Origin of the sequence: Oceanisphaera sp., from assembly GCF_048268965.1 — a bacterium.
In the GTDB taxonomy this organism is placed as follows: Bacteria; Pseudomonadota; Gammaproteobacteria; order Enterobacterales; family Aeromonadaceae; genus Oceanimonas.
In genome coordinates this window covers 23,635-42,468 of the sequence record NZ_JBLWUK010000005.1, presented here as the reverse complement: position 1 = coordinate 42,468, position 18,834 = coordinate 23,635, and the positions used below count along the sequence as shown (strand labels likewise).

At 54.2% G+C, this 18,834-nt stretch carries 21 protein-coding genes and 1 other RNA gene; 16 read left to right on the top strand and 6 right to left on the bottom strand.

Annotated features, from left to right (window positions below; all coding sequences use genetic code 11):
• Positions 1 to 62: 62 nt before the first annotated feature.
• The gene (locus ACN0VL_RS04290; protein WP_417614892.1) at positions 63 to 1,742 is read left to right on the top strand and encodes an AMP-binding protein; all 1,680 of its coding nucleotides are present in this window, start codon (positions 63 to 65) and stop codon (positions 1,740 to 1,742) included.
• Here ACN0VL_RS04290 and ACN0VL_RS04285 read toward each other — a convergent pair.
• Positions 1,717 to 2,373 carry a DUF2982 domain-containing protein gene (locus tag ACN0VL_RS04285; protein WP_417614891.1) on the bottom strand — a complete coding sequence of 219 codons (657 nt, stop codon included), beginning with the start codon at positions 2,371 to 2,373 and terminating at the stop codon, positions 1,717 to 1,719. The genes ACN0VL_RS04290 and ACN0VL_RS04285 overlap by 26 nt on opposite strands.
• Before the next feature lie 69 nt (positions 2,374 to 2,442).
• Here ACN0VL_RS04285 and nfsA point away from each other — a divergent pair, with 69 nt between their 5' ends.
• On the top strand, positions 2,443 to 3,180 hold the full coding sequence (gene nfsA / locus ACN0VL_RS04280; protein WP_417614890.1) for an oxygen-insensitive NADPH nitroreductase: 738 nt from the start codon (positions 2,443 to 2,445) through the stop codon (positions 3,178 to 3,180).
• A 183-nt stretch (positions 3,181 to 3,363) separates the two neighbouring features.
• Here nfsA and ACN0VL_RS04275 read toward each other — a convergent pair whose 3' ends face one another.
• The gene (locus tag ACN0VL_RS04275; protein WP_417614889.1) at positions 3,364 to 3,822 is read right to left on the bottom strand and encodes a universal stress protein; all 459 of its coding nucleotides are present in this window, start codon (positions 3,820 to 3,822) and stop codon (positions 3,364 to 3,366) included.
• Between the two features lie 287 nt (positions 3,823 to 4,109).
• Here ACN0VL_RS04275 and ACN0VL_RS04270 point away from each other — a divergent pair, with 287 nt between their 5' ends.
• The 4 genes from ACN0VL_RS04270 to ACN0VL_RS04255 all read left to right on the top strand — a co-directional run bounded on the left by ACN0VL_RS04270 (position 4,110) and on the right by ACN0VL_RS04255 (position 5,731).
• Complete coding sequence (locus ACN0VL_RS04270) at positions 4,110 to 4,310, top strand: hypothetical protein (RefSeq protein WP_417614888.1); 201 nt, start codon at positions 4,110 to 4,112, stop codon at positions 4,308 to 4,310.
• A gap of 40 nt (positions 4,311 to 4,350) precedes the next feature.
• Positions 4,351 to 4,485 carry a TIGR02808 family protein gene (locus tag ACN0VL_RS04265; protein WP_417614887.1) on the top strand — a complete coding sequence of 45 codons (135 nt, stop codon included), beginning with the start codon at positions 4,351 to 4,353 and terminating at the stop codon, positions 4,483 to 4,485.
• A gap of 481 nt (positions 4,486 to 4,966) precedes the next feature.
• On the top strand, positions 4,967 to 5,479 hold the full coding sequence (sixA, locus tag ACN0VL_RS04260; protein ID WP_417614886.1) for a phosphohistidine phosphatase SixA: 513 nt from the start codon (positions 4,967 to 4,969) through the stop codon (positions 5,477 to 5,479).
• 39 nt (positions 5,480 to 5,518) lie between these two features.
• Positions 5,519 to 5,731, top strand: a complete 213-nt coding sequence (locus ACN0VL_RS04255) for a DUF1107 domain-containing protein (protein ID WP_417614885.1) — start codon at positions 5,519 to 5,521, stop codon at positions 5,729 to 5,731.
• A gap of 197 nt (positions 5,732 to 5,928) precedes the next feature.
• Here ACN0VL_RS04255 and smrB read toward each other — a convergent pair whose 3' ends face one another.
• Positions 5,929 to 6,453 (bottom strand): endonuclease SmrB, encoded by a 525-nt coding sequence (smrB, locus tag ACN0VL_RS04250; RefSeq protein ID WP_417614884.1) that lies wholly within the window; start codon positions 6,451 to 6,453, stop codon positions 5,929 to 5,931.
• A gap of 62 nt (positions 6,454 to 6,515) precedes the next feature.
• Here smrB and prmB point away from each other — a divergent pair, with 62 nt between their 5' ends.
• The 5 genes from prmB (at position 6,516) to ACN0VL_RS04225 (ending at position 10,691) form a co-directional block, all read left to right on the top strand.
• The gene (gene prmB, locus ACN0VL_RS04245; protein WP_417614883.1) at positions 6,516 to 7,436 is read left to right on the top strand and encodes a 50S ribosomal protein L3 N(5)-glutamine methyltransferase; all 921 of its coding nucleotides are present in this window, start codon (positions 6,516 to 6,518) and stop codon (positions 7,434 to 7,436) included.
• Positions 7,437 to 7,458: 22 nt separating this feature from the next.
• Complete coding sequence (aroC, locus tag ACN0VL_RS04240; RefSeq protein ID WP_417614882.1) at positions 7,459 to 8,544, top strand: chorismate synthase; 1,086 nt, start codon at positions 7,459 to 7,461, stop codon at positions 8,542 to 8,544.
• Positions 8,545 to 8,620: 76 nt separating this feature from the next.
• On the top strand, positions 8,621 to 9,148 hold the full coding sequence (locus tag ACN0VL_RS04235; RefSeq protein ID WP_417614881.1) for an elongation factor P hydroxylase: 528 nt from the start codon (positions 8,621 to 8,623) through the stop codon (positions 9,146 to 9,148).
• A gap of 113 nt (positions 9,149 to 9,261) precedes the next feature.
• The gene (locus tag ACN0VL_RS04230; RefSeq protein ID WP_417614880.1) at positions 9,262 to 10,395 is read left to right on the top strand and encodes an ATP-NAD kinase family protein; all 1,134 of its coding nucleotides are present in this window, start codon (positions 9,262 to 9,264) and stop codon (positions 10,393 to 10,395) included.
• A 2-nt stretch (positions 10,396 to 10,397) separates the two neighbouring features.
• The gene (locus ACN0VL_RS04225; protein ID WP_417614879.1) at positions 10,398 to 10,691 is read left to right on the top strand and encodes a YfcL family protein; all 294 of its coding nucleotides are present in this window, start codon (positions 10,398 to 10,400) and stop codon (positions 10,689 to 10,691) included.
• Positions 10,692 to 10,906: 215 nt separating this feature from the next.
• Here the strand turns inward: ACN0VL_RS04225 and cysN are convergent, their stop codons facing one another.
• Both cysN and cysD read right to left on the bottom strand, forming a co-directional pair.
• Complete coding sequence (gene cysN / locus ACN0VL_RS04220) at positions 10,907 to 12,826, bottom strand: sulfate adenylyltransferase subunit CysN (protein ID WP_417614878.1); 1,920 nt, start codon at positions 12,824 to 12,826, stop codon at positions 10,907 to 10,909.
• Between the two features lie 217 nt (positions 12,827 to 13,043).
• On the bottom strand, positions 13,044 to 13,943 hold the full coding sequence (gene cysD / locus ACN0VL_RS04215; protein ID WP_417614877.1) for a sulfate adenylyltransferase subunit CysD: 900 nt from the start codon (positions 13,941 to 13,943) through the stop codon (positions 13,044 to 13,046).
• 121 nt (positions 13,944 to 14,064) lie between these two features.
• Between cysD and ACN0VL_RS04210 the strand changes: the two genes are divergently transcribed.
• The 4 genes from ACN0VL_RS04210 (at position 14,065) to ACN0VL_RS04195 (ending at position 16,097) form a co-directional block, all read left to right on the top strand.
• Entirely contained in the window at positions 14,065 to 14,277 is a 213-nt protein-coding gene (locus ACN0VL_RS04210) for a hypothetical protein (protein WP_417614876.1), read from the top strand.
• Positions 14,278 to 14,420: 143 nt separating this feature from the next.
• Positions 14,421 to 14,518: signal recognition particle sRNA small type (gene ffs / locus ACN0VL_RS04205), an RNA gene on the top strand.
• Between the two features lie 245 nt (positions 14,519 to 14,763).
• Positions 14,764 to 15,342 (top strand): cytochrome b/b6 domain-containing protein, encoded by a 579-nt coding sequence (locus ACN0VL_RS04200; RefSeq protein ID WP_417614875.1) that lies wholly within the window; start codon positions 14,764 to 14,766, stop codon positions 15,340 to 15,342.
• Between the two features lie 110 nt (positions 15,343 to 15,452).
• The gene (locus tag ACN0VL_RS04195) at positions 15,453 to 16,097 is read left to right on the top strand and encodes a hypothetical protein (protein ID WP_417614874.1); all 645 of its coding nucleotides are present in this window, start codon (positions 15,453 to 15,455) and stop codon (positions 16,095 to 16,097) included.
• 14 nt (positions 16,098 to 16,111) lie between these two features.
• Here the strand turns inward: ACN0VL_RS04195 and ACN0VL_RS04190 are convergent, their stop codons facing one another.
• On the bottom strand, positions 16,112 to 16,789 hold the full coding sequence (locus tag ACN0VL_RS04190) for a heavy metal response regulator transcription factor (protein ID WP_417614873.1): 678 nt from the start codon (positions 16,787 to 16,789) through the stop codon (positions 16,112 to 16,114).
• Between the two features lie 222 nt (positions 16,790 to 17,011).
• Here ACN0VL_RS04190 and ACN0VL_RS04185 point away from each other — a divergent pair, with 222 nt between their 5' ends.
• Positions 17,012 to 18,826, top strand: a complete 1,815-nt coding sequence (locus ACN0VL_RS04185) for a copper resistance system multicopper oxidase (protein ID WP_417614872.1) — start codon at positions 17,012 to 17,014, stop codon at positions 18,824 to 18,826.
• The last annotated feature ends 8 nt before the right edge of the window (positions 18,827 to 18,834 follow it).

Genomic DNA, 18,834 nt, shown 5'->3' with positions numbered 1-18,834 from the left:
ATCTGAATGGGGACTTTCGGCTATGCTAGTAAATATGAAACATCTCAGTTGCAAGGATGCCCATGACTGACACTGCCGATAAGCTGCCTCTGGCCATGCTGTATGAGCGGGCCGAGCATCAGCCCGAAGACGTTTACTTACGCCAGCCTAAAGACGGGCACTGGCATCATTTCACCTGGTCCAACGTGCTGGAACAGGCCGCGCGCCTGGTGGGCGGCCTGTATGCCCTGGGGTTAGAGCCCGAAGATAAAGTGGCACTGCTGTCTAAAAACTGCGCCGAATGGTTTATTTGTGACTTTGCATTGCAAATGGGCGGCTTTATCAGCGTGCCCATTTACCCCACCGCCGGGGCCGAGACGGTGCGTTATGTGCTGGAACACAGCGAGAGCCGCGCCATTATTACCGGCAAGCTGGATGACCCCGCCATTCAGGAACCCGGGATCCCGGAAAATATAATTCGCATTGCCATGCCGTATCCGTCCACCATGACCAGCCACCATCATTGGAAAACCCTGCTGGTGCACGAGCCGATAGCCCTGCCGCCGGTGCCGAGCCCCAAGCAGTTGATGACCATAGTGTATACCTCGGGTAGTACGGGGGCGCCCAAGGGGGTGATGATCGACTTTGGTGCTTATGCCGCCGCCGCCCGGGGAGTGGTAAAGACCGCGGAACTGAATAAAAACGATAGGGTGGTGTCCTACCTGCCGCTGTCGCACATTACCGAGCGGGTGTACGTGTTGGGTGCCAGCCTGTATAGCGGGATGCAGGTAGGGTTTGTACAAAGTCTCGAGACCTTTATTCAGGATGTGGGTAAAACCTCGCCCACCGTGTTTATTTCTGTGCCCCGGTTATGGACCAATTTTAGGAACGGTATTCTGGAGAAGCTCTCTCAGCCGAAGCTGGATATATTGCTGAAAATACCCCTGGTATCCGGCCTGATCAAAAAGAAGATCCGTGCCGGCTTGGGCCTGAAAGATGCTCGTATTCTGGGGTGTGGCTCGGCACCTGTCTCCCCCTCGTTACTGCGGTGGTATGAACGGCTCGATATGCCCATTGTGGAAGCCTGGGGCATGACCGAAAACCTCGCCTATTCCACCCTTAACTACCCCTATCGCTCCGACAAGGTGGGTACGGTGGGCAGACGAGGGGTACATGTGGACATCCTCATCAGTGAGCAGGGTGAGATTCTGTGCCGCTGCCCGGGCATGATGCGCGGTTACTATAAACAGGAAGACGCCACTCGCCAGGTACTGCAAGACGGCTGGCTGCACACCGGCGATCAGGGGCAGTTGGATAGCGAAGGGTTTCTCACTATTACCGGACGCCTGAAAGATGCCTTTAAAACGGCAAAAGGCAAATACGTGCAGCCGGTGCCCATAGAAAGCAAGCTGGCCGAGAATGCGTTGATTGAGCAATGCTGTGTGATTGGTAGCGGCATGGCACACCCTATGGCACTGGTGCAGCTGGCCGAAGGGGTGGATCTGCAGCATAAAGGAAAAATAGCAGAGCAGCTGGCCGCGACACTCGAGCAGATTAACCAGTCTTTGGAATCCCATCAGCGACTGGGGGGCATTCTGGTGATGCAAGCGGCCTGGACCATAGAAAACGACTTAATGACGCCGACTCTGAAAATCAAGCGCCACTTGCTGGAGCAAAAATATGCGGAGCTTGATCAGGCCTGGCCGGAGGGGCGGGTTATCATGTGGGAGCAAGAGCTCACAAATAGCCGCGCAGCAGAGTAACAAAGTCGGCGGCGTCCCGGTCCAGTGACGACTCGTGGATCAGCAAGTCGTAACCATAGAGTTCGCGCAGGTGGGTCATGCGGTGGGCCAGCATGGCCGTCAACCCCTGATAATCCTGGCCGGCGGCGGAACGGTAGCGGCTGTCTTCCACCAGCCATTCTTGCAGCTCGTAGCGGCTAATGGCGCCGTGGCGCAATGCCATGGCTAGCAGTGGTCGTTGTTCGGTCAACAGGTGTACCGCCAGACGCGGCGTCATCAGGGGCAAAAACTCATCGTAGTCCCGTATTTTAATGCCAATGTAGGGCAGCTCCACCAAATCGAGCCCGCTTTGCAGTCGCGCCTGATCAACACGAATGATATTGCTCCAGTGCAGGCTCCAGCCACCTATCTTGTGATGAAAATGCAGATGGTCATGACTGAGCGAAAAACTATAGCGAGGCTCGCGCAGTTTGAGCGCGCCCAATATTGTGATGATCATGCCGACTAAAAACAGGAACACCACCACCAGTTGAGCGCGGCCGCCCAGCCAGTAGCCCACGGCCAGAACCAGTGGCATGAGGATCAGGCCCGCCAGCACCAGTGTGAGCCCGTTATGGCGTGATACGGGCTCTATGTGTTGGGTTTTTCGCACATATTCTCCCATTTTACGGGGGATTCCATTAAGGTAATGATACACATAGAGCAACCGCAAGAGGAAACAATGTCCACGACGACATCGGTCACCATAGATGTGATACGCCAGCATAAATCCATTCGTAAATTCACCGAGCAAGCACTGAGCCCCGAACAGCGACAGGCGATTATGGCCTCGGCCCAGGCGGCCCCCAGCTCGAGTTTTTTGCAGGCTTCGGCCGTTATTCGCATCAGTGACCCGGCACTCAGAGAGCAGGTTATGGCCCTGTGTGGCAACCAGGCTTATGTGGGAAGTGCCGCCGAATTCTGGGTGTTTTGCGCCGACTTTCATCGCCACTTGCAATGGGTACCCGACGCCAAAACCGGCTTTGCCGAGCAGTTGCTGATTGGCGCCATCGACACCGCGCTAATGGGGCAGAATGCATTAACCGCGGCCGAGTCTCTGGGGCTGGGGGGCGTTTATATTGGTGCGGTACGCAATCAGCCGCACGAGCTGTGCGACCTGTTACGATTGCCCAAGGGTGTGATCCCTTTATTCGGGCTGTGTCTGGGATACCCGGCACAAGATCCGGAGCTCAAGCCACGGCTGCCGGCCAGCCTGATGTTTTGCGAGAACCACTATCCCGCGCAGTTTGATGCCGAGCAGATGCAGGACTACGACCAGCAGGTGCGTCACTACTACCATACCCGGACCGGGGGCAACAAGGACATGAGCTGGACGGGGCAGATAGGCGAGACGCTGGCCAAAGAAGCTCGGCCCTTTATGCTGGATTTTTTGCAGCAACAGGGCTTTTGTATCCGTTAATAAGCGAAAACAGGTCCAGCACCAGGTACACCCCGCCGAAACGGGAGAGCGCGACCAAGGCAGCACCCTGTTTATTCATTTTTCCGTGGGTTCTGTGCTTCTCGTTGTAAAGAGTCGTGGTAACGCGGTCTTATCCTGAGGCTAGCCAGGGTCAGGGTGACGACAAAAAAGCCGGGAGCGTCTTTACGCTGCCGGCTTTTTGTTGTTGCCTGGTTCGGATAATTTGATCACCAGCAGATCGCAGCCATTAATATCGAGAAAACCGCTCGAGTTGGAAAAAAAGTGTCCCAGAAAAGGCCGCTCAAGCTGGCGACCGCAGATCAGCAGATCGGCCTGATGTTCTTTTACCGCCTGTTGCACTGCCTGGTGAATATCGCCGTCGGGCAAGGAAATAGTACTGGCATCGTGTCGTTCCGATTTCAGCATTTGCATGATTTCGTAGCCATTTTCCAGCCGCAGTTTGTTTTTAAGCTGGCGCAGATCCATGTTGAGGCTGCCGGTATACACACCGCCCAGCTCGGGGGTGACATGAATGATATGCAGCCTGGCCTGGTGACACTCTGCCAGCTCTACCGCACGTTTTAAGAGTGGCTTTTCGCGATGAGTCAGCTCCAGGGCCACCAGAATATTTCGATAAGGCATTTTGACCTCCTTGGCAGCGGTGGTGATCAGGCCACCGAGTTACAACCAGGTTGTTGCTCCTGAATCACTATCAGCCCTGTGACCGCTAAAAGCAAGAAACAGGAGGGCAGGTGGCGGGGCGTGAGAATAACGACAGACTCCCTGTTACCCGGCATGACTTACGCGGCATGGCTTAAGGGTTGAATGGGGGACGACGTGTGTCAGCCCCAGGGCTGCAGTCGATCCCGTTTCGCCTCTGACAAGCCGACAAAAGTTGTGTTAATCTTGCGCAATCAGGAGGGTTTTACATGTACTTTATCTTAATGTTAGCGGCTCCCGTTTTTGGCGCCCTGTTTTATATTGGCGCCCTGCAGAGCGCCTTGCCACCCCGCCGCTGGGCGTTGCTGGGCTGTGTGTTCGGGCCGGCGGTGTTGCCCCTGTTCATGGCAAAACGACGCTGGTCGCTGCTGTGTGCCCGCGGCTTGAACTATGGCTTGTTACGCGCCTGAACAAGGTGCCTGATCAAACACATACCTCGACAGGATACCCATGAGTATATTAGAAACCCTACTGCGGCAAGTGTGGGACTACTCCGCCATGCCGCTGCTTTTTTTGCTGGGCTTTATCGGTCTGTCGGCCGGCGCCTGCCTGTTCTTGATATGGCTTGATAAACGTCGGCGCTGAACACGGTTTTATTGACCGAGATCATCGTTTTAGATGGCCGCAAGCGTATGCTGACGGGGCATTACGGGAAGGGGAGCAGTCACCACCTGCTATGTCATGTCATCCATCACGTGTCTGGGCATCAGGCGTTTATGTGGTTTTACTGGTCTGCGGACCAGTTTTTTTTGCCTGCTTTTTGCCGATGGCGCTGTGTCATCTGCTTGTCATGGGCAGGCGATAGGCTTTATCTGAAGTTATTCACCCATGGGCGGCCAAATCGCACTAAGATCTAAATATGAGTGCGGTATTTACTTTTATTGAGTGCTTTGTGTTATAGCTAGGTCAAAGAATAAAAGTGGGCTCCTGCTTGAGAGAGCGAGTGACATAACCCACAGAATAATGAGCTCTGTCTAAAGAGTGAGCCAAATCCTTGAGCACAACCAGATGCAGGGGTATGATGCCCGCCGTTGAAAAAGGCGGGTTCGCCTGAAGTGAGGTGGAGATGAATATCTTTATCATGCGCCACGGGCAAGCAGCCGCAACCGCATCCACTGATGCATTACGGCCGCTAACCGAGCAGGGAAGAGATGAAGTCTGCTTGATGGCGCAATGGTTAGCACCCCAGGTGCCAAAGTTTGATCGTGTGCTAGTGAGTCCTTATCTGCGTACCAGTCAGACCTGGCAGCAGTTATCCCGGTATATTGCTGCCAGTCAGGTAGAAGTGTGTGACGAGCTTACCCCCGATGCGGATGCCGACATTGCAGCCAGTTTGTTGCTGGCGTACGGCGACTTGCATCCCGGAGGTAACCTGCTGGTGATCAGTCATATGCCGATAGTCGGCTTTTTGGTGGAAAGTCTGTGTCCGGCCACCATGGCACCGATATTTGTCACGTCCGGCATTGCCAAGGTGTCTATTGGTACGGGGCACGGCGCAGTATTCGACTGGCTGGAAGGACCGCACAATATTCAGCCTCATTATCAGCAGCGATTTCAGGCATTGAGATCCCTGGGCTAGTTTTTATCTTACAGACAACAACACAAGCAGAGGTGCGAGATGCGTATATTCCACAAATATCAGCCTTTGTTAATCGCCAAGCACGTCAAGGGCTTTTTTAGTGGTCGACTCTATATTCACGGCCGAGGCGCCTTCAGTTACGCCAAAGGCCTGCTGGTGATGCCCGAAAATGCCAAGCCACGGCACAAGGAAACCGTACAGGAAATCAACCGGCTCATTGCACAGATGCAAGCGCCCACGGCCATGGCTTAACAGCCGCTAAATAATGAGGCGTCACTCAGGTGGACACTGCGCCTTCACGTCACCCACGCGAAGGCCTCTAATCGTCACCCTCGCGAAGGAACGTCATCCCCGCGCAGGCGGGGACGGGGGGTCCAGTGTCTTTGCAGGCGACCCACAGGCTGGCAGTTCCGAGGTTTGTACGCTCCACCCTTCACGAGCTGGCAGGCTCACACTTCCAGCTTCAATAACACCAGCAGGGCTGCATCGCCGCCCCAGGAGCGGGTTGCCTGATGAAAGGCCAGTACCTGTGGGTGTTGCACCAACCACATCGGCAACTTCTTCTTTAAAACATGCTTGCCGTGACCGTGCATGATGGACACGCATTGTACGTGCTGGCGCTTGGCGGCCAGCAACAGCGCCGATAATTCCTCTTTGGCCTGCTCTTGAGTCAGGCCGTGCAAGTCCAGAAAGAACTCCGGCACATAATCGCCACGGCGCAGTTTTTTCAATTCATAGGCCGAGGTGTCGGGGTCGCAATAGCGAGTGGGCCCTTCCTGATCCAGGTAAGGTTCATAAACATCAGAAAAAGGGTGCGCTTCGGCCCTGTCTTTGCGTACCATTTGCCGCTGGGCTTTCACCTTGACCGGCGCCCGGTGCGGACTTATGGTATCCTGCTTTATTTTGCGGACACCCTGCACCGCTGCTTTAAAAAGCGCCTTATCATCATCTTCTGGGAAAGAGGTGGGGGTCATGAGTGTATATTCCGTAATATCCGATTATTCAAAAATAGCCATCTTAACGAGGCGGAGGGGTTTTGGACACGCTTTTTAACGAAGAAGCACTCATAGAGCTGCATACAATAGGTGATTGGTTACGGTTTTCCGTCAGCCACTTTCAACAGGCTGGCCTGTTTTATGGCCACGGCACCGACAACGCCTGGGACGAAGCAGTGCAGCTGGTACTGCCCTTGCTGCACCTGCCCCAGGGGTGCCCGCCACAAATACAAGATGCCCGATTACTCACCAGTGAGCGCCAATTGCTGCTGGATGCGTTAAAAATGCGGGTCGAGCAGCGTATCCCTACGCCTTATATTACCCATACCGCCTGGTTTGCCGGCTATGAGTTTTATGTGGACGAGCGGGTCCTGATCCCACGCTCGCCCATTGCCGAGCTGATTGACGGCCGCTTTGCGCCCTGGCTGGCGCTGGAGCCACGCCGCATCATGGATATGTGCACCGGCTCTGCGTGTATTGCCATTGCACTGGCGCACAGCTTTCCGGGTGCGGAAGTCGACGCGCTGGATATTTCACGGGAGGCGCTCGACGTCGCCGAAATCAATATTCAGAACCACGGTCTTGAGCAGCAGGTGACGCCTATTGAGTCTGACTTGTTCTCGGCACTGCCGGCTGGCGATAAGTACGATCTCATCGTGGTCAACCCTCCCTATGTGGATGCCGAGGACATGAGCGACCTGCCCGAAGAGTTTCGGCACGAGCCGGAGCTGGCGCTGGCATCCGGCGACGATGGCCTCGACTTTACCCGCCGTTTGCTGAGCCAGGCCTGCGACTTTTTGTCTGAAGACGGCATTCTGGTGGTGGAAGTGGGCAACAGTCAGGTGCACATGGAAGAAGCCTACCCCGAGCTGCCGCTCACCTGGATTGAATTTGAACACGGCGGCCATGGCGTGTTTGTGATCAGCCAGCGCGACCTGGCTCCGTTTCGGGATCAGTTTTAATTTTTAATAAAGGAAATCAGTGATGGCAGGGAACAGTATTGGCACTCTTTTTCGTGTTTCAACCTTTGGCGAAAGCCACGGCATCGCCCTAGGCGCCGTAGTGGACGGCGTACCACCGGGAATCGAGCTGTGTGAGGCCGATTTGCAGCAGGATCTCGACCGCCGCAAGCCCGGCACTTCGCGCTTTACGACCCAAAGACGCGAAGCGGATCAGGTTAAAATTTTAAGTGGCGTGTTTGAAGGCAAGACCACCGGTACCTCTATTGGGTTGTTGATTGAAAATACCGATCAGCGTTCTAAAGATTATTCCGATATTAAAGACCTGTTTCGCCCGGGGCATGCAGATTACACCTATCACCAGAAATACGGTATTCGTGACTACCGCGGCGGCGGCCGTTCGTCGGCGCGCGAAACCGCGATGCGAGTGGCGGCCGGCGCCATTGCCAAAAAAGCACTGGCCCAATACGGGGTGTCTATTTTTGGTCACCTGACCCAGCTTGGCCCCATCAAGGCCGAGGCGTTTGACAAAAGCCTGATTGAAACCAATCCGTTCTTCTTTGCCGATGCCAGCAAGCTGGAAGATCTCGATCAATATATGCGCGATCTGAAAAAAGAAGGCAACTCCATTGGTGCCAAAATCCAGGTGGTGGCACAGGGGGTTCCCGTCGGATTGGGCGAGCCGGTATTCGACCGTCTGGATGCCGACATTGCCCATGCGCTGATGAGCATTAACGCGGTAAAAGGCGTGGAAATTGGCGATGGTTTTGCCGTGGTCGAGCAAAAAGGCTCCGAGCATCGCGACGAGCTGCAGCCCGACGGCTTTGCCAGCAACCATGCCGGTGGCATTTTGGGCGGTATTTCCAGCGGCCAGGACATAGTGGCCAGCATAGCGCTGAAACCCACGTCCAGCATTATGGTGCCGGGTAATACCATCAATACCACAGGCGATGCGGCCGAGCTGGTCACCCGTGGCCGCCACGACCCTTGTGTGGGTATTCGAGCGGTGCCTATTGCCGAAGCCATGCTGGCCATAGTGCTGCTGGATCACCTGCTGCTTAACCGCGGCCAGAATGCCGGGGTGCATACCGATACGCCCAAATTGGTGTAACGGTTGCAGGTATGACCTTTGCTTGCTCCGGGTAGCAAGGTAGAATGACGGCCCTGAATTGAGGGCCGTTTTTATTATGTCGTTTTGTTATCGGGATCTCATCTCCCTGTTTAACCAATGTTTTGCTGCCAGCTACAATACGCGCCTGGAGTTGGGCGATGACGAGCCGATTTATTTACCGGCCGATGCCCACATCGATCATCACCGTATTGTGTTTGCCCATGGCTTTTTTGCCAGTGCCCTGCACGAAGTGGCCCACTGGCTGTTGGCCGGTGAAGCACGACGCCTGCAAGTGGATTATGGCTACTGGTATTGCCCGGATGGCCGGGATGGTGAGCAGCAGCGCCAGTTTGAAGCGGTAGAAATCAAGCCCCAGGCCATAGAGTGGGCGCTGTCGTTATGTTGCGGCTTTCACTTCAACGTCAGCTGCGACAATTTAAACGGCAGTGTCGAGCCAGACCGCCACGCCTTTAAAACTCGGGTTCGTGAGCAGGCGCTAGGCTACCTTGAGCAGGGTTTTCCGCCTCGGGCACAGATCTTTATGCAGGCGCTACGACGCCACTACGGTCAGCCAGAGCTGACGGCGGCCAACTTTGATCTGTAAGTTATGCAAAGTAGGTGAGGGCGAGGCGTGACCACTCATGCCTAGCCGTTACTCCATTGTCACTCTTCGTCCGTGGTTTCCGTGGCAAGAAATGTTTATCAGCGAGGGTCCTAATGTTCAAGATTGGTTTGATTGTTAATCCGCTGGCCGGGCTTGGCGGAACCGTCGCCCTGAAAGGCAGCGATGGCATGGCCGAGCAGGCTCGCGCTCTGGGGGCTGAACCGCGGGCGTTGCAGCGCACTCAGCTGGCGCTGGCAGAATTAATGGAACTGAGCGATCGCTTTAGTCTTTACACAGTGGCGGGCGACATGGGTGAAACCGTGTGTCAGGCGCTGAACCTGCCCGCCAAGGTGTGTTATCAGCCGGCGAGTAACATGAGTACCACGGCAGACGACACCAGAATGGCGGTGGCCGCACTGGTAGAGCAAGGCATAGACTTGTTGCTGTTTGCCGGTGGCGATGGCACGGCGCGCGATGTATGTGCTGCCGCCCCCGAAGGCCTGTGTGTGCTGGGTATTCCGGCCGGGGTAAAAATACACTCCGGTGTATATGGCGTGACGCCGGCCGGCACCGGACGTTTACTGGCCATGCTGGTACGTGGCGAGCCGGTGAGCCTGATGGCTGCCGATGTGATGGACATAGACGAAGCGGCATTTCGCGAAGGGCGTGTTCATGCCAAGCGCTACGGTGAAATGTTGATCCCGGCCGATTTAAGCTATGTACAGGCGGTCAAGATGTCGGGCGTCGAGTCTGACGAGCTGGTACTGGCCGATATTGCCGACGACATTATAGAGCGCATGGAAGAAGATCCCGACAGTTATTACATTATGGGCTCGGGTGGCACGGTAGCGGCGGTCATGGAGCAACTGGGGCTGGAAAATACCTTGCTGGGCGTCGATTTGGTGCATCAGCAGCGGCTGGTAGCATCGGATCTGGATGCCAACAGCTTGTATCAGCACATTGCGGATAAACCCAGCAAGCTGGTGATCACCCTGATTGGCGGCCAGGGCCATATTTTTGGCCGGGGCAATCAACAACTCAGTCCCGCGGTGATTAAGGCGGTGGGGCAACACAATATCTGGTTACTGGCGACCAAGACCAAGCTGAATTCGCTGCAAGGTCGCCCGTTACGAGTAGACACCAATGACCCCGAGCTCGACCGCCAGCTGAGCGGTTTGATGCGGGTGATCACTGGCTATCAAGATGAAGTTCTGGTGCGGGTGGCAAACCCGGAAAATGAGGCGTAATCATGAATATTTTTGAGTTCGAACAGCAGCTGTTATCCGAAATTGACAGCAATATCGCCACCGCAACCGACGATCAGCTGTTTGCCGGTGGTTACTTGCGCGGTCACATTACACTGTCGGTGGCGCAATGCGAAATCGACGGCCGTAACCATGTACGCGACGTTAAGACACGGGTAAATCACAGCCTGAACCAGGCCATTTTAAGTGGCGAGCTCAACGAGCAGGATCAAAAACTGGTGCTGTCGTTCTGGGCCGAGCTGATCAATAAAGTCGAGCAGGCCGCCACCGCGCAATAAAGCGTGGGTTTTGTAGCTGCCACTTTAGTCGGCAGGCCAGCGTAGCTGGATGTTACAACCATTCTGCTCACGCAGAACCGGCAGCTAAAGCGCCGGGCTACAGGGTAAGGGATGCCAAGTGTTGTGGCCGACACCCTGACGGTACTTCAGTTGAAAAATACCCAATAAAAAAGGAGCCTCGCGGCTCCTTTTTTGCTGGGTGACAGGGGCCTATGTTAGCCCTTGAGTACCCCACGTTTGCGCAGTTCGGCAATCACCACATCGGCTGCTTCATCGGCGGTGAGGCGCGCCGCATCCAGGTGGATTTCGGGCGCTTCGGGCCGCTCGTAAGCCGAGTCGATACCGGTGAAGTTTTTCAACTCGCCGCTGCGTGCCTTTTTATACAGCCCCTTCACGTCGCGTTCTTCGGCAACTTCTAGCGGGGTATCGACGAACACCTCGATAAACTCGCCGTCGGCCAGTTGCTCGCGGGCCATGCGCCGCTCGGCTTTAAAGGGTGAGATAAAGGCGGTAAGCACAATCAGGCCCGCATCCACCATCAGCCTGGATACTTCACCAATACGGCGGATGTTTTCTACCCGGTCGGCATCGGTAAAGCCCAGATCCTTGTTCAGGCCGTGGCGCACGTTATCGCCGTCCAGCAGGTAAGTATGACCGCCCAGGGCGTGCAACTTCTTCTCTACCAGATTGGCGATGGTTGACTTGCCCGCACCGGACAAACCGGTAAACCACAACACGGCAGGCGTTTGGCCCTTGGCGGTCGCGCGCGCGTCTTTATTCACATCTACATGCTGATAGTGAATGTTCTGGCTACGACGCAGCGCAAAGTGCAGCATGCCGGCGGCCACCGTGGTGTTGTTCAGGCGGTCGATTAAAACAAAGCCGCCGGTGTCTTTGTTGGTTTGGTAATCATCAAAGGCAATGGCGCGATCCAGGCTCAGGTTGCAAATACCAATGCCGTTCAGCTCCAGCTGTTTAGCCGCCGTATGTTCCAGGGTGTTCACGTTGACCTGATATTTAATATCGGTCACGCTGGCCGTCACGGTTTGGGTGCCGATTTTAAGCAGATAAGGGCGCCCGGGCAGCAGGGCATCTTCACTCATCCACACCAGGGTGCTTTCAAACTGATCCGCGGTTTCTGCCGGCGCCTCGGCAATGGAGATCACATCGCCACGCGAGATATCAATTTCGTCTTTTAGCGTCAGAGTCACCGACTGACCAGCCACCGCCTGATCCAAGTCGCCGCTGTAGGTCACGATGCGGGCTACTTCGCTTTCTTTGCCCGAGGGCTGCACGCGAATGCGATCCCCCGGCTTGATGACACCGCTGGTCACGGTGCCGGAGAAACCCCGAAAATCCAGGTTGGGGCGGTTGACCCACTGCACCGGCAAGCGAAACGGCGCCTGCTGCATGCGGGTGTCGTCTATTTCGACGGTTTCTAAAAAGCCCATCAGGGTGGTGGCCTTGTACTTGGGCGCTGAGTACCAGGGCATCTTGGGGCTGGGGTCGACGATGTTGTCGCCCTTGAACGCCGACAGCGGTATGTAGGTGATATTGGTCAGACCCAGCTGCTCGGCGAACTGGCCGTACTCTTCCACAATCTCGTTAAAACGAGACTCGGAATAGTCCACCAGATCCATCTTGTTGATAGCCACCACAATGTGGCGAATACCCAGCAGCGACATCAAATAACTGTGGCGGCGAGTTTGGGTGAGAATGCCTTTACGGGCATCGACCATTAAAATGGCGGCATCGGCGGTAGAAGCGCCGGTCACCATGTTACGGGTGTATTGCTCGTGACCCGGGGTGTCGGCGACAATAAACTTGCGCTTGTCGGTCGAAAAGAAGCGGTAAGCCACGTCTATGGTAATGCCTTGCTCGCGTTCGGCGGCCAGACCATCCACCAGCAATGCAAAGTCGATGTCTTCGCCCTGGGTACCCCATTTTTTGGAGTCGGCCTCCATGGCGGCCAGCTGATCTTCAAACAGCATTTTCGATTCAAACAGCAAACGCCCAATCAGGGTACTCTTGCCGTCATCCACGCTGCCACAAGTAATAAACCGCAGCAAACTCTTCTGCTCGTGAGCCTTCAAATACTCGTCGATATTCGTTTCAATCAGAGATGATAAATTCATGTTTTTTCCTTCGAGCTGTACGCCGTAAGTTATACAAAACTAAAACCCGATATCTGCTTCGCAGAGCCTGCCGCCGGTTGTGGCAGTAACAGAAAACACCGTACCTTGTAGCCCGGCGCTTTAGCTGCCGGTCCTGCGTTAGCAGGATGTATGTTTAAAAACTATCCAGCTACGCAGGCTATGCGTTCGGCGCTTTTCTAACCTGCGATCAAGGAGGTTAGAAATAACCCTCTTGTTTCTTTTTTTCCATGGACGCGGCGGAGTCGTGATCGATCATCCGGCCCTGGCGCTCGGAGGTTTTAGTGAGCAGCATTTCCTGAATAATATCCGGCAGGGTAGTGGCTTCTGACTCAACCGCACCGGTGAGCGGATAACAGCCCAGGGTTCTGAAGCGCACGTTTTTCATCATCGGCACTTCGCCATCTTTTAACGGCATGCGCTCGTCATCCACCATGATCAGGGTGCCGTCGCGCTCCACCACCGGGCGTTTTGCCGCATAGTACAAGGGCACAATGGGAATGTTTTCAAGGTGGATGTACTGCCAGATATCCAGCTCGGTCCAGTTCGACAACGGAAATACCCGAATCGATTCGCCCTTGTGTTTGCGGGTGTTATACAGCTTCCATAATTCGGGGCGCTGGTTTTTAGGATCCCAGCGATGCTGCTCGGTACGAAACGAGAAAATACGCTCCTTGGCACGGGACTTCTCTTCATCGCGACGAGCGCCACCAAAGGCGGCATCAAACCCGTATTGATCCAGCGCCTGCTTCAGACCTTCGGTTTTAGTGATATCGGTATGAATGGCAGAGCCATGAGTGAAGGGGTTAATGTCCTTCTCAATGGCTTCCGGGTTGGTGTGAGTAATCAGCTCCAGGCCGAGCTTTTCCACCATCTGATCGCGAAAGGTGTACATCTCGCGAAACTTCCAGCGAGTGTCCACATGCAGCAGCGGGAACGGGGGCAGGGAAGGGTAAAAGGCTTTCATGGCCAAATGCAGCATAACGGCACTGTCTTTGCCAATGGAGTAAAGCATGACAGGGTTGTCGGCCTCTGCCACTACTTCCCGCATTATGTGAATACTTTCGGCTTCTAGCCGTTGTAGGTGCGTCAAGTTCATTAGTGATCCCGCTCTCAATGATGGATTATGCTAATAACCAAATGTTATAGATGATCTATATATCAAGTCTATTTGACATATGTGCGCAATGATAGTCCTGCTAAAGAGCGAATGGTTATATATGACAGCATATTGGGTATTAGCACCCATTGGCGTTGATTGCTCAGCCTCGGTCGCACCGGGTGAAATACTGGAGCAGGGCGATGTGCCGGTGTTTACCGGCGAAGTGGAAAAGGTGCAGGCGCTGCAGTGCTTTCCGGGTTTGCAGCTGTTTGGTACCCAGGCCGATCGCCTGCTGGCGTACAACCCGGTGCCTGGGGGGTGTCCGTTTTAGCAGCTCGGTGTGAAGGGGAAATGAACAGAGGGGCGAAAATCAGTTTGTTTTCGTCTTGGTTGCTTAATAAAACCGCAAACAGTCAATGGCTTATTGCATTCACGTGCATCTTTGCTAAACTGGCCTTTCTTCGATGGTGACCCCGTTGGTCCTCTCGCATCGGAATCTTGTTTACCAGGTCAGGCCCGGAAGGGAGCAGCCAGAGCAGGAATCTTCGAGTGCCGGGATGTGGCTGGCGGCGGTCACCTCCAATTTCTTCAAGTTTTTTCCCGATTACCTCCCCAAATTAATTTTATCTACCCAGCTTTTCAGCTTGAAAATGACAGTTCACTTCAGTATTGCCGACGATTCTGCATTTGTAAAACAAACTCCAACACCTCCAGACTCTTTAGCCCCAGACTCATTTAAATTTAAACATTGAGTGTATACTTTTGTGCGTGTAGCCATGTGCACCGGGCGCTGCTACGGCTTGCGGAGGGGGGCAGGATGTTGAAGTTTATAAGCAATTACTTTGTCGAGCAGCTCACACCTGTCGTGCGTTACCTTCATTATTTGATTTTGGCTTTTGTGTTAATCCAGATTGTCATCAGTAACTTTATGAACATTGATGGCGGGGTAATAAGTCAAAAGGCAGTTGAGTACACAGCTACCTGGATGCATATTGGCATCGGCTTGTTGCTTTTGATACTGGCCATCGTCTTCATAGTTATTGAATTAACAAAGCATGGGGTTCTCTATTTTTACCCGTATTTGGTGGGTGATATTGCTCAGTTGAAATCTGATATCAAGAACCTGGCAAGGTTGGAATTACCAGAGGCCACCCCTAAAGGGCTCGCCGCAATCATACAGGGCTTGGGGTTAGGTGCGCTATTCTTGGTGGCATTGGCTGGCGCAAGCTGGCTGTTGTTGTGGTCAATGAATTCGTCGCTGGCAAGCGATGCCAGGGACCTGCATAAATCATTAACCGGGCTGATCATCGCCTATGTGATTGGTCACGGTGGTATGGGAATATTGCATATGTTCATGACTTATAAAAAGCAAAAGCAGGTTAAAAAAGCTAACTGAACGTGGTGGATACACAACTGATGAGCTATTCAGGATCATCCAGAAGGTATTACTGGTTATTTCTAGACTAACTGTGTCTGCTTAACATACTCAGTAGGTGAGACCATAAAATGTGCAGAATATTTATTGTCGTTATCAGTCTGGCTCTTATTGGCGCTTGTACATCAAATAAAGACTTAAGTGGGTTATCTACGGCGTCTGCTGTGCTGTTGTCAGTACCTTTGGCACCGTTAGCCGCAACTTACTCTGTGGTTACTAATGAAGACGGCAAGATAAACAAGCAGCACGAATATTGGCGGCAGCAGTTAGACCCTGTTTATTTACAAAAAAACACACAGCTGCTTACTAAAAATCCGCTAGCTGATGCGGAGCAGGTGTTTGCTCAAGGCACGGTGATTTTTATCCCTACGCTATATGGTGTTAGCGTTTATCCGGGGTTGGCTGCTGATCGAGACGCAAAGGCAGGGCAAGCCAACCAATCCCTTATCAATAACAATCCTTTTTTAGTCGATATGCAAAAGCTGTTGGCGAAAGATCCTGCTCATAGCCATGACAACAGTGTTAATTATCGCAGTGATATATATCATTGTTTTAGAGAGAACGCTTCCAGCTATAAAAAGCTGTTTAATATTAGAATGTTTGAATTAAGTGATGGCAGCAGGCCCGAAACATTAACGCTATCTAAGACAAAATATAACGTGAAACGCCGATGCCACACTGATCAAGAAGCCAGCTGGAGTAACAACAGAGTGTAAGAGCTAAAACCGCGTTACTGAGGCACATCCAGGGTATAGCCCATACCTCGAATGGTTTGAATGAGCTTGACCTCGAAACCATCGTCTATTTTGGCGCGCAGACGCCGAATAGCCACGTCGATGACGTTAGTATCGCTGTCGAAGTTCATGTCCCACACCATGGAAGCAATTAACGAGCGCGATAATACTTCACCCTGGCGGCGTACCAGCAATTCCAGTAGGGCAAATTCCTTGTTGGTAAGGTGAATATCTTCACCGGCGCGAGTAGCCCGGCGGCGAGGCAGATTGAGAGTGAGATCGGCCACTTCCAGCAAATTGCTTTGTGCCGGCGGCGTGCCTCGGCGCAACAGGGTACGCACTCGGGCCAGCAGTTCGGAGAAGGCAAACGGCTTGACCAGATAATCGTCGGCCCCCAGTTCCAGCCCGCGTACCCTGTCTTCCACGCTGTCTCTGGCGGTCAAAAACAATAGCGGCATTTGCCGGCCTTTATTGCGCAGCGCTTCTACAATATGCCAGCCGTCAAGGTCCGGCAGCATCACATCGAGAATAATCAAATCGTAAGGCTCACTGACTGCCAGATGAAAGCCATCCAGGCCGTTGCGCGCGAGATCAACCACAAACCCCGCCTCATTCAGCCCTTTTTGCAGGTAATCCCCGGTTTTTTGTTCATCTTCAATGATCAGAAGTTTCATGCTGTCTCTTTTCGTATGCTCTTGGATGGTCATCATGGCGCTCTATACCGGGCCGTTACAAGCTGATTGCTGGATGATGACCCATGGCAGCTGCCAGCAACATTACCGCAAGATGACAATTTTGTAATGTGTCGGTCATGTTACTGACAGGGTTCCTTTTCTATCCTCTCTTTATAACAAACATTCCTAATGAGCAGAATGCCAGTAAGGAGAGAAGCTACGATGAAGGTAACCAAGAACAGCCCCAATTTGCCACGGCGTAGGTTTGTGCAGGGGCTAGCCGCCGGGGGGGTAGTACTGGGCATGGTTCCGATGTTGAGACCGGCCCAGGCTGCCAGTGTGGGCACGCTGACCGGCGACGCTCCCGTGCTGAGCGGTACCGAATTCGATTTGGTGATTGATGAAACCCCGGTTAACTTTACCGGTAAAAACCGCATGGCCACCACCATTAACGGCTCTATTCCTGGCCCTACACTACGCATGCAGGAAGGGGACGAGGTGACCATTCGCGTGACCAACCGCCTGAAAGAGGCGACCTCCATTCACTGGCACGGCATCATTTTGCCTTTCCAGATGGACGGCGTGCCGGGCATCAGCTTCCCAGGCATTGCCCCCGGCGAAACCTTTACCTACAAGTACAAGCTGGAGCAGAGCGGCACCTACTGGTATCACTCCCATTCGGGCATGCAGGAGATGACCGGCATGTACGGTGGCCTGATTATCGATCCGGCCGAGACCGAGACCATTCAGGCCGATCGTGAACACTTGGTGTTGCTCTCCGACTGGACCGACGAAAACCCGATGCGGGTATTCGGCAAGCTCAAGAATCAGGGTGATATCTATAACTTTAACCAGCCTACCGTATTCGACTTTTTCCGCGATGTATCCAGTGATGGTTTGATGGCGGCCATGAACAAGCGGAAAATGTGGAACGACATGCGCATGAGCCCGACCGATCTGGCGGATCTGTCGTCCGAGACGTTGACCTACCTGATGAACGGCACGACCCCCAACGGCAACTGGACGGCCTTGTTCAAACAGGGCGAACGAGTTCGGTTGCGCTTTATCAATGGTGCCAGCAACAGCTTTTATGATGTTCGTATCCCCGGGCTGAAAATGACGGTGGTACAAGCCGATGGCCTGAATGTAGAGCCGGTGACGGTGGATGAATTCCGCTTTGGCCCCGGCGAGACCTACGATGTGCTGGTTGAGCCAAAGGCCGAGGCCTATACCCTGTTTGCCCAGGCGATGGACAGAACGGGTTATGCCCGTGGCACCTTGAGTACGCGAGAGGGGCTGAGTGCCGCCGTCCCCGAGCTGGACCCGCCGCAGTGGCTGGCAATGGCCGACATGATGGGCGATATGGGGGGTATGGATCACGGTGGTATGGATATGGGTGCCATGAGTGGCATGGACCATAGCGGTATGGATATGGGTGCCATGAGCGGCATGGACCACGGCAGCATGGCAGGGATGGATCACGGCGCCATGGCCGGCGGATTGGCCAAGGCCAGCAGCGAAGTGCGCCATGCCCGTAGCGAATATGGCCCCAGTGTGGATATGCGGGTAGATACGCCACGCACCAACCTGGACGACCCCGGTGTGGGGCTGCGCAATAATGGTCGCCGGGTACTCACGCTAGCCGATTTACGCACCCCGGGCGGACCCATGGACCCCCGGCCGCCGGAGCGGGAAATAGAGCTGCATCTGACCGGAAACATGGAGCGTTATACCTGGTCGTTCGACGGCGTTGAGTTTGGCAGCTCCACCCCGGTGCATCTGAATTTCGGCGAGCGGGTGCGCATTATTCTGCATAACGACACCATGATGACCCACCCCATGCATTTGCACGGCATGTGGAGCGAGCTGGAAAGCCCGGATGGGGACTTTCTGGTACGGCGCCACACCATACCGGTGCAGCCGGCTCAGCGGATCAGCTTTCTGGTTACCGCAGATGCCCTGGGTCGCTGGGCCTGGCATTGCCACCTTATGTTCCATATGGACGCAGGCATGTTCCGCGAGGTGATGGTGTCATGAGCCAAATT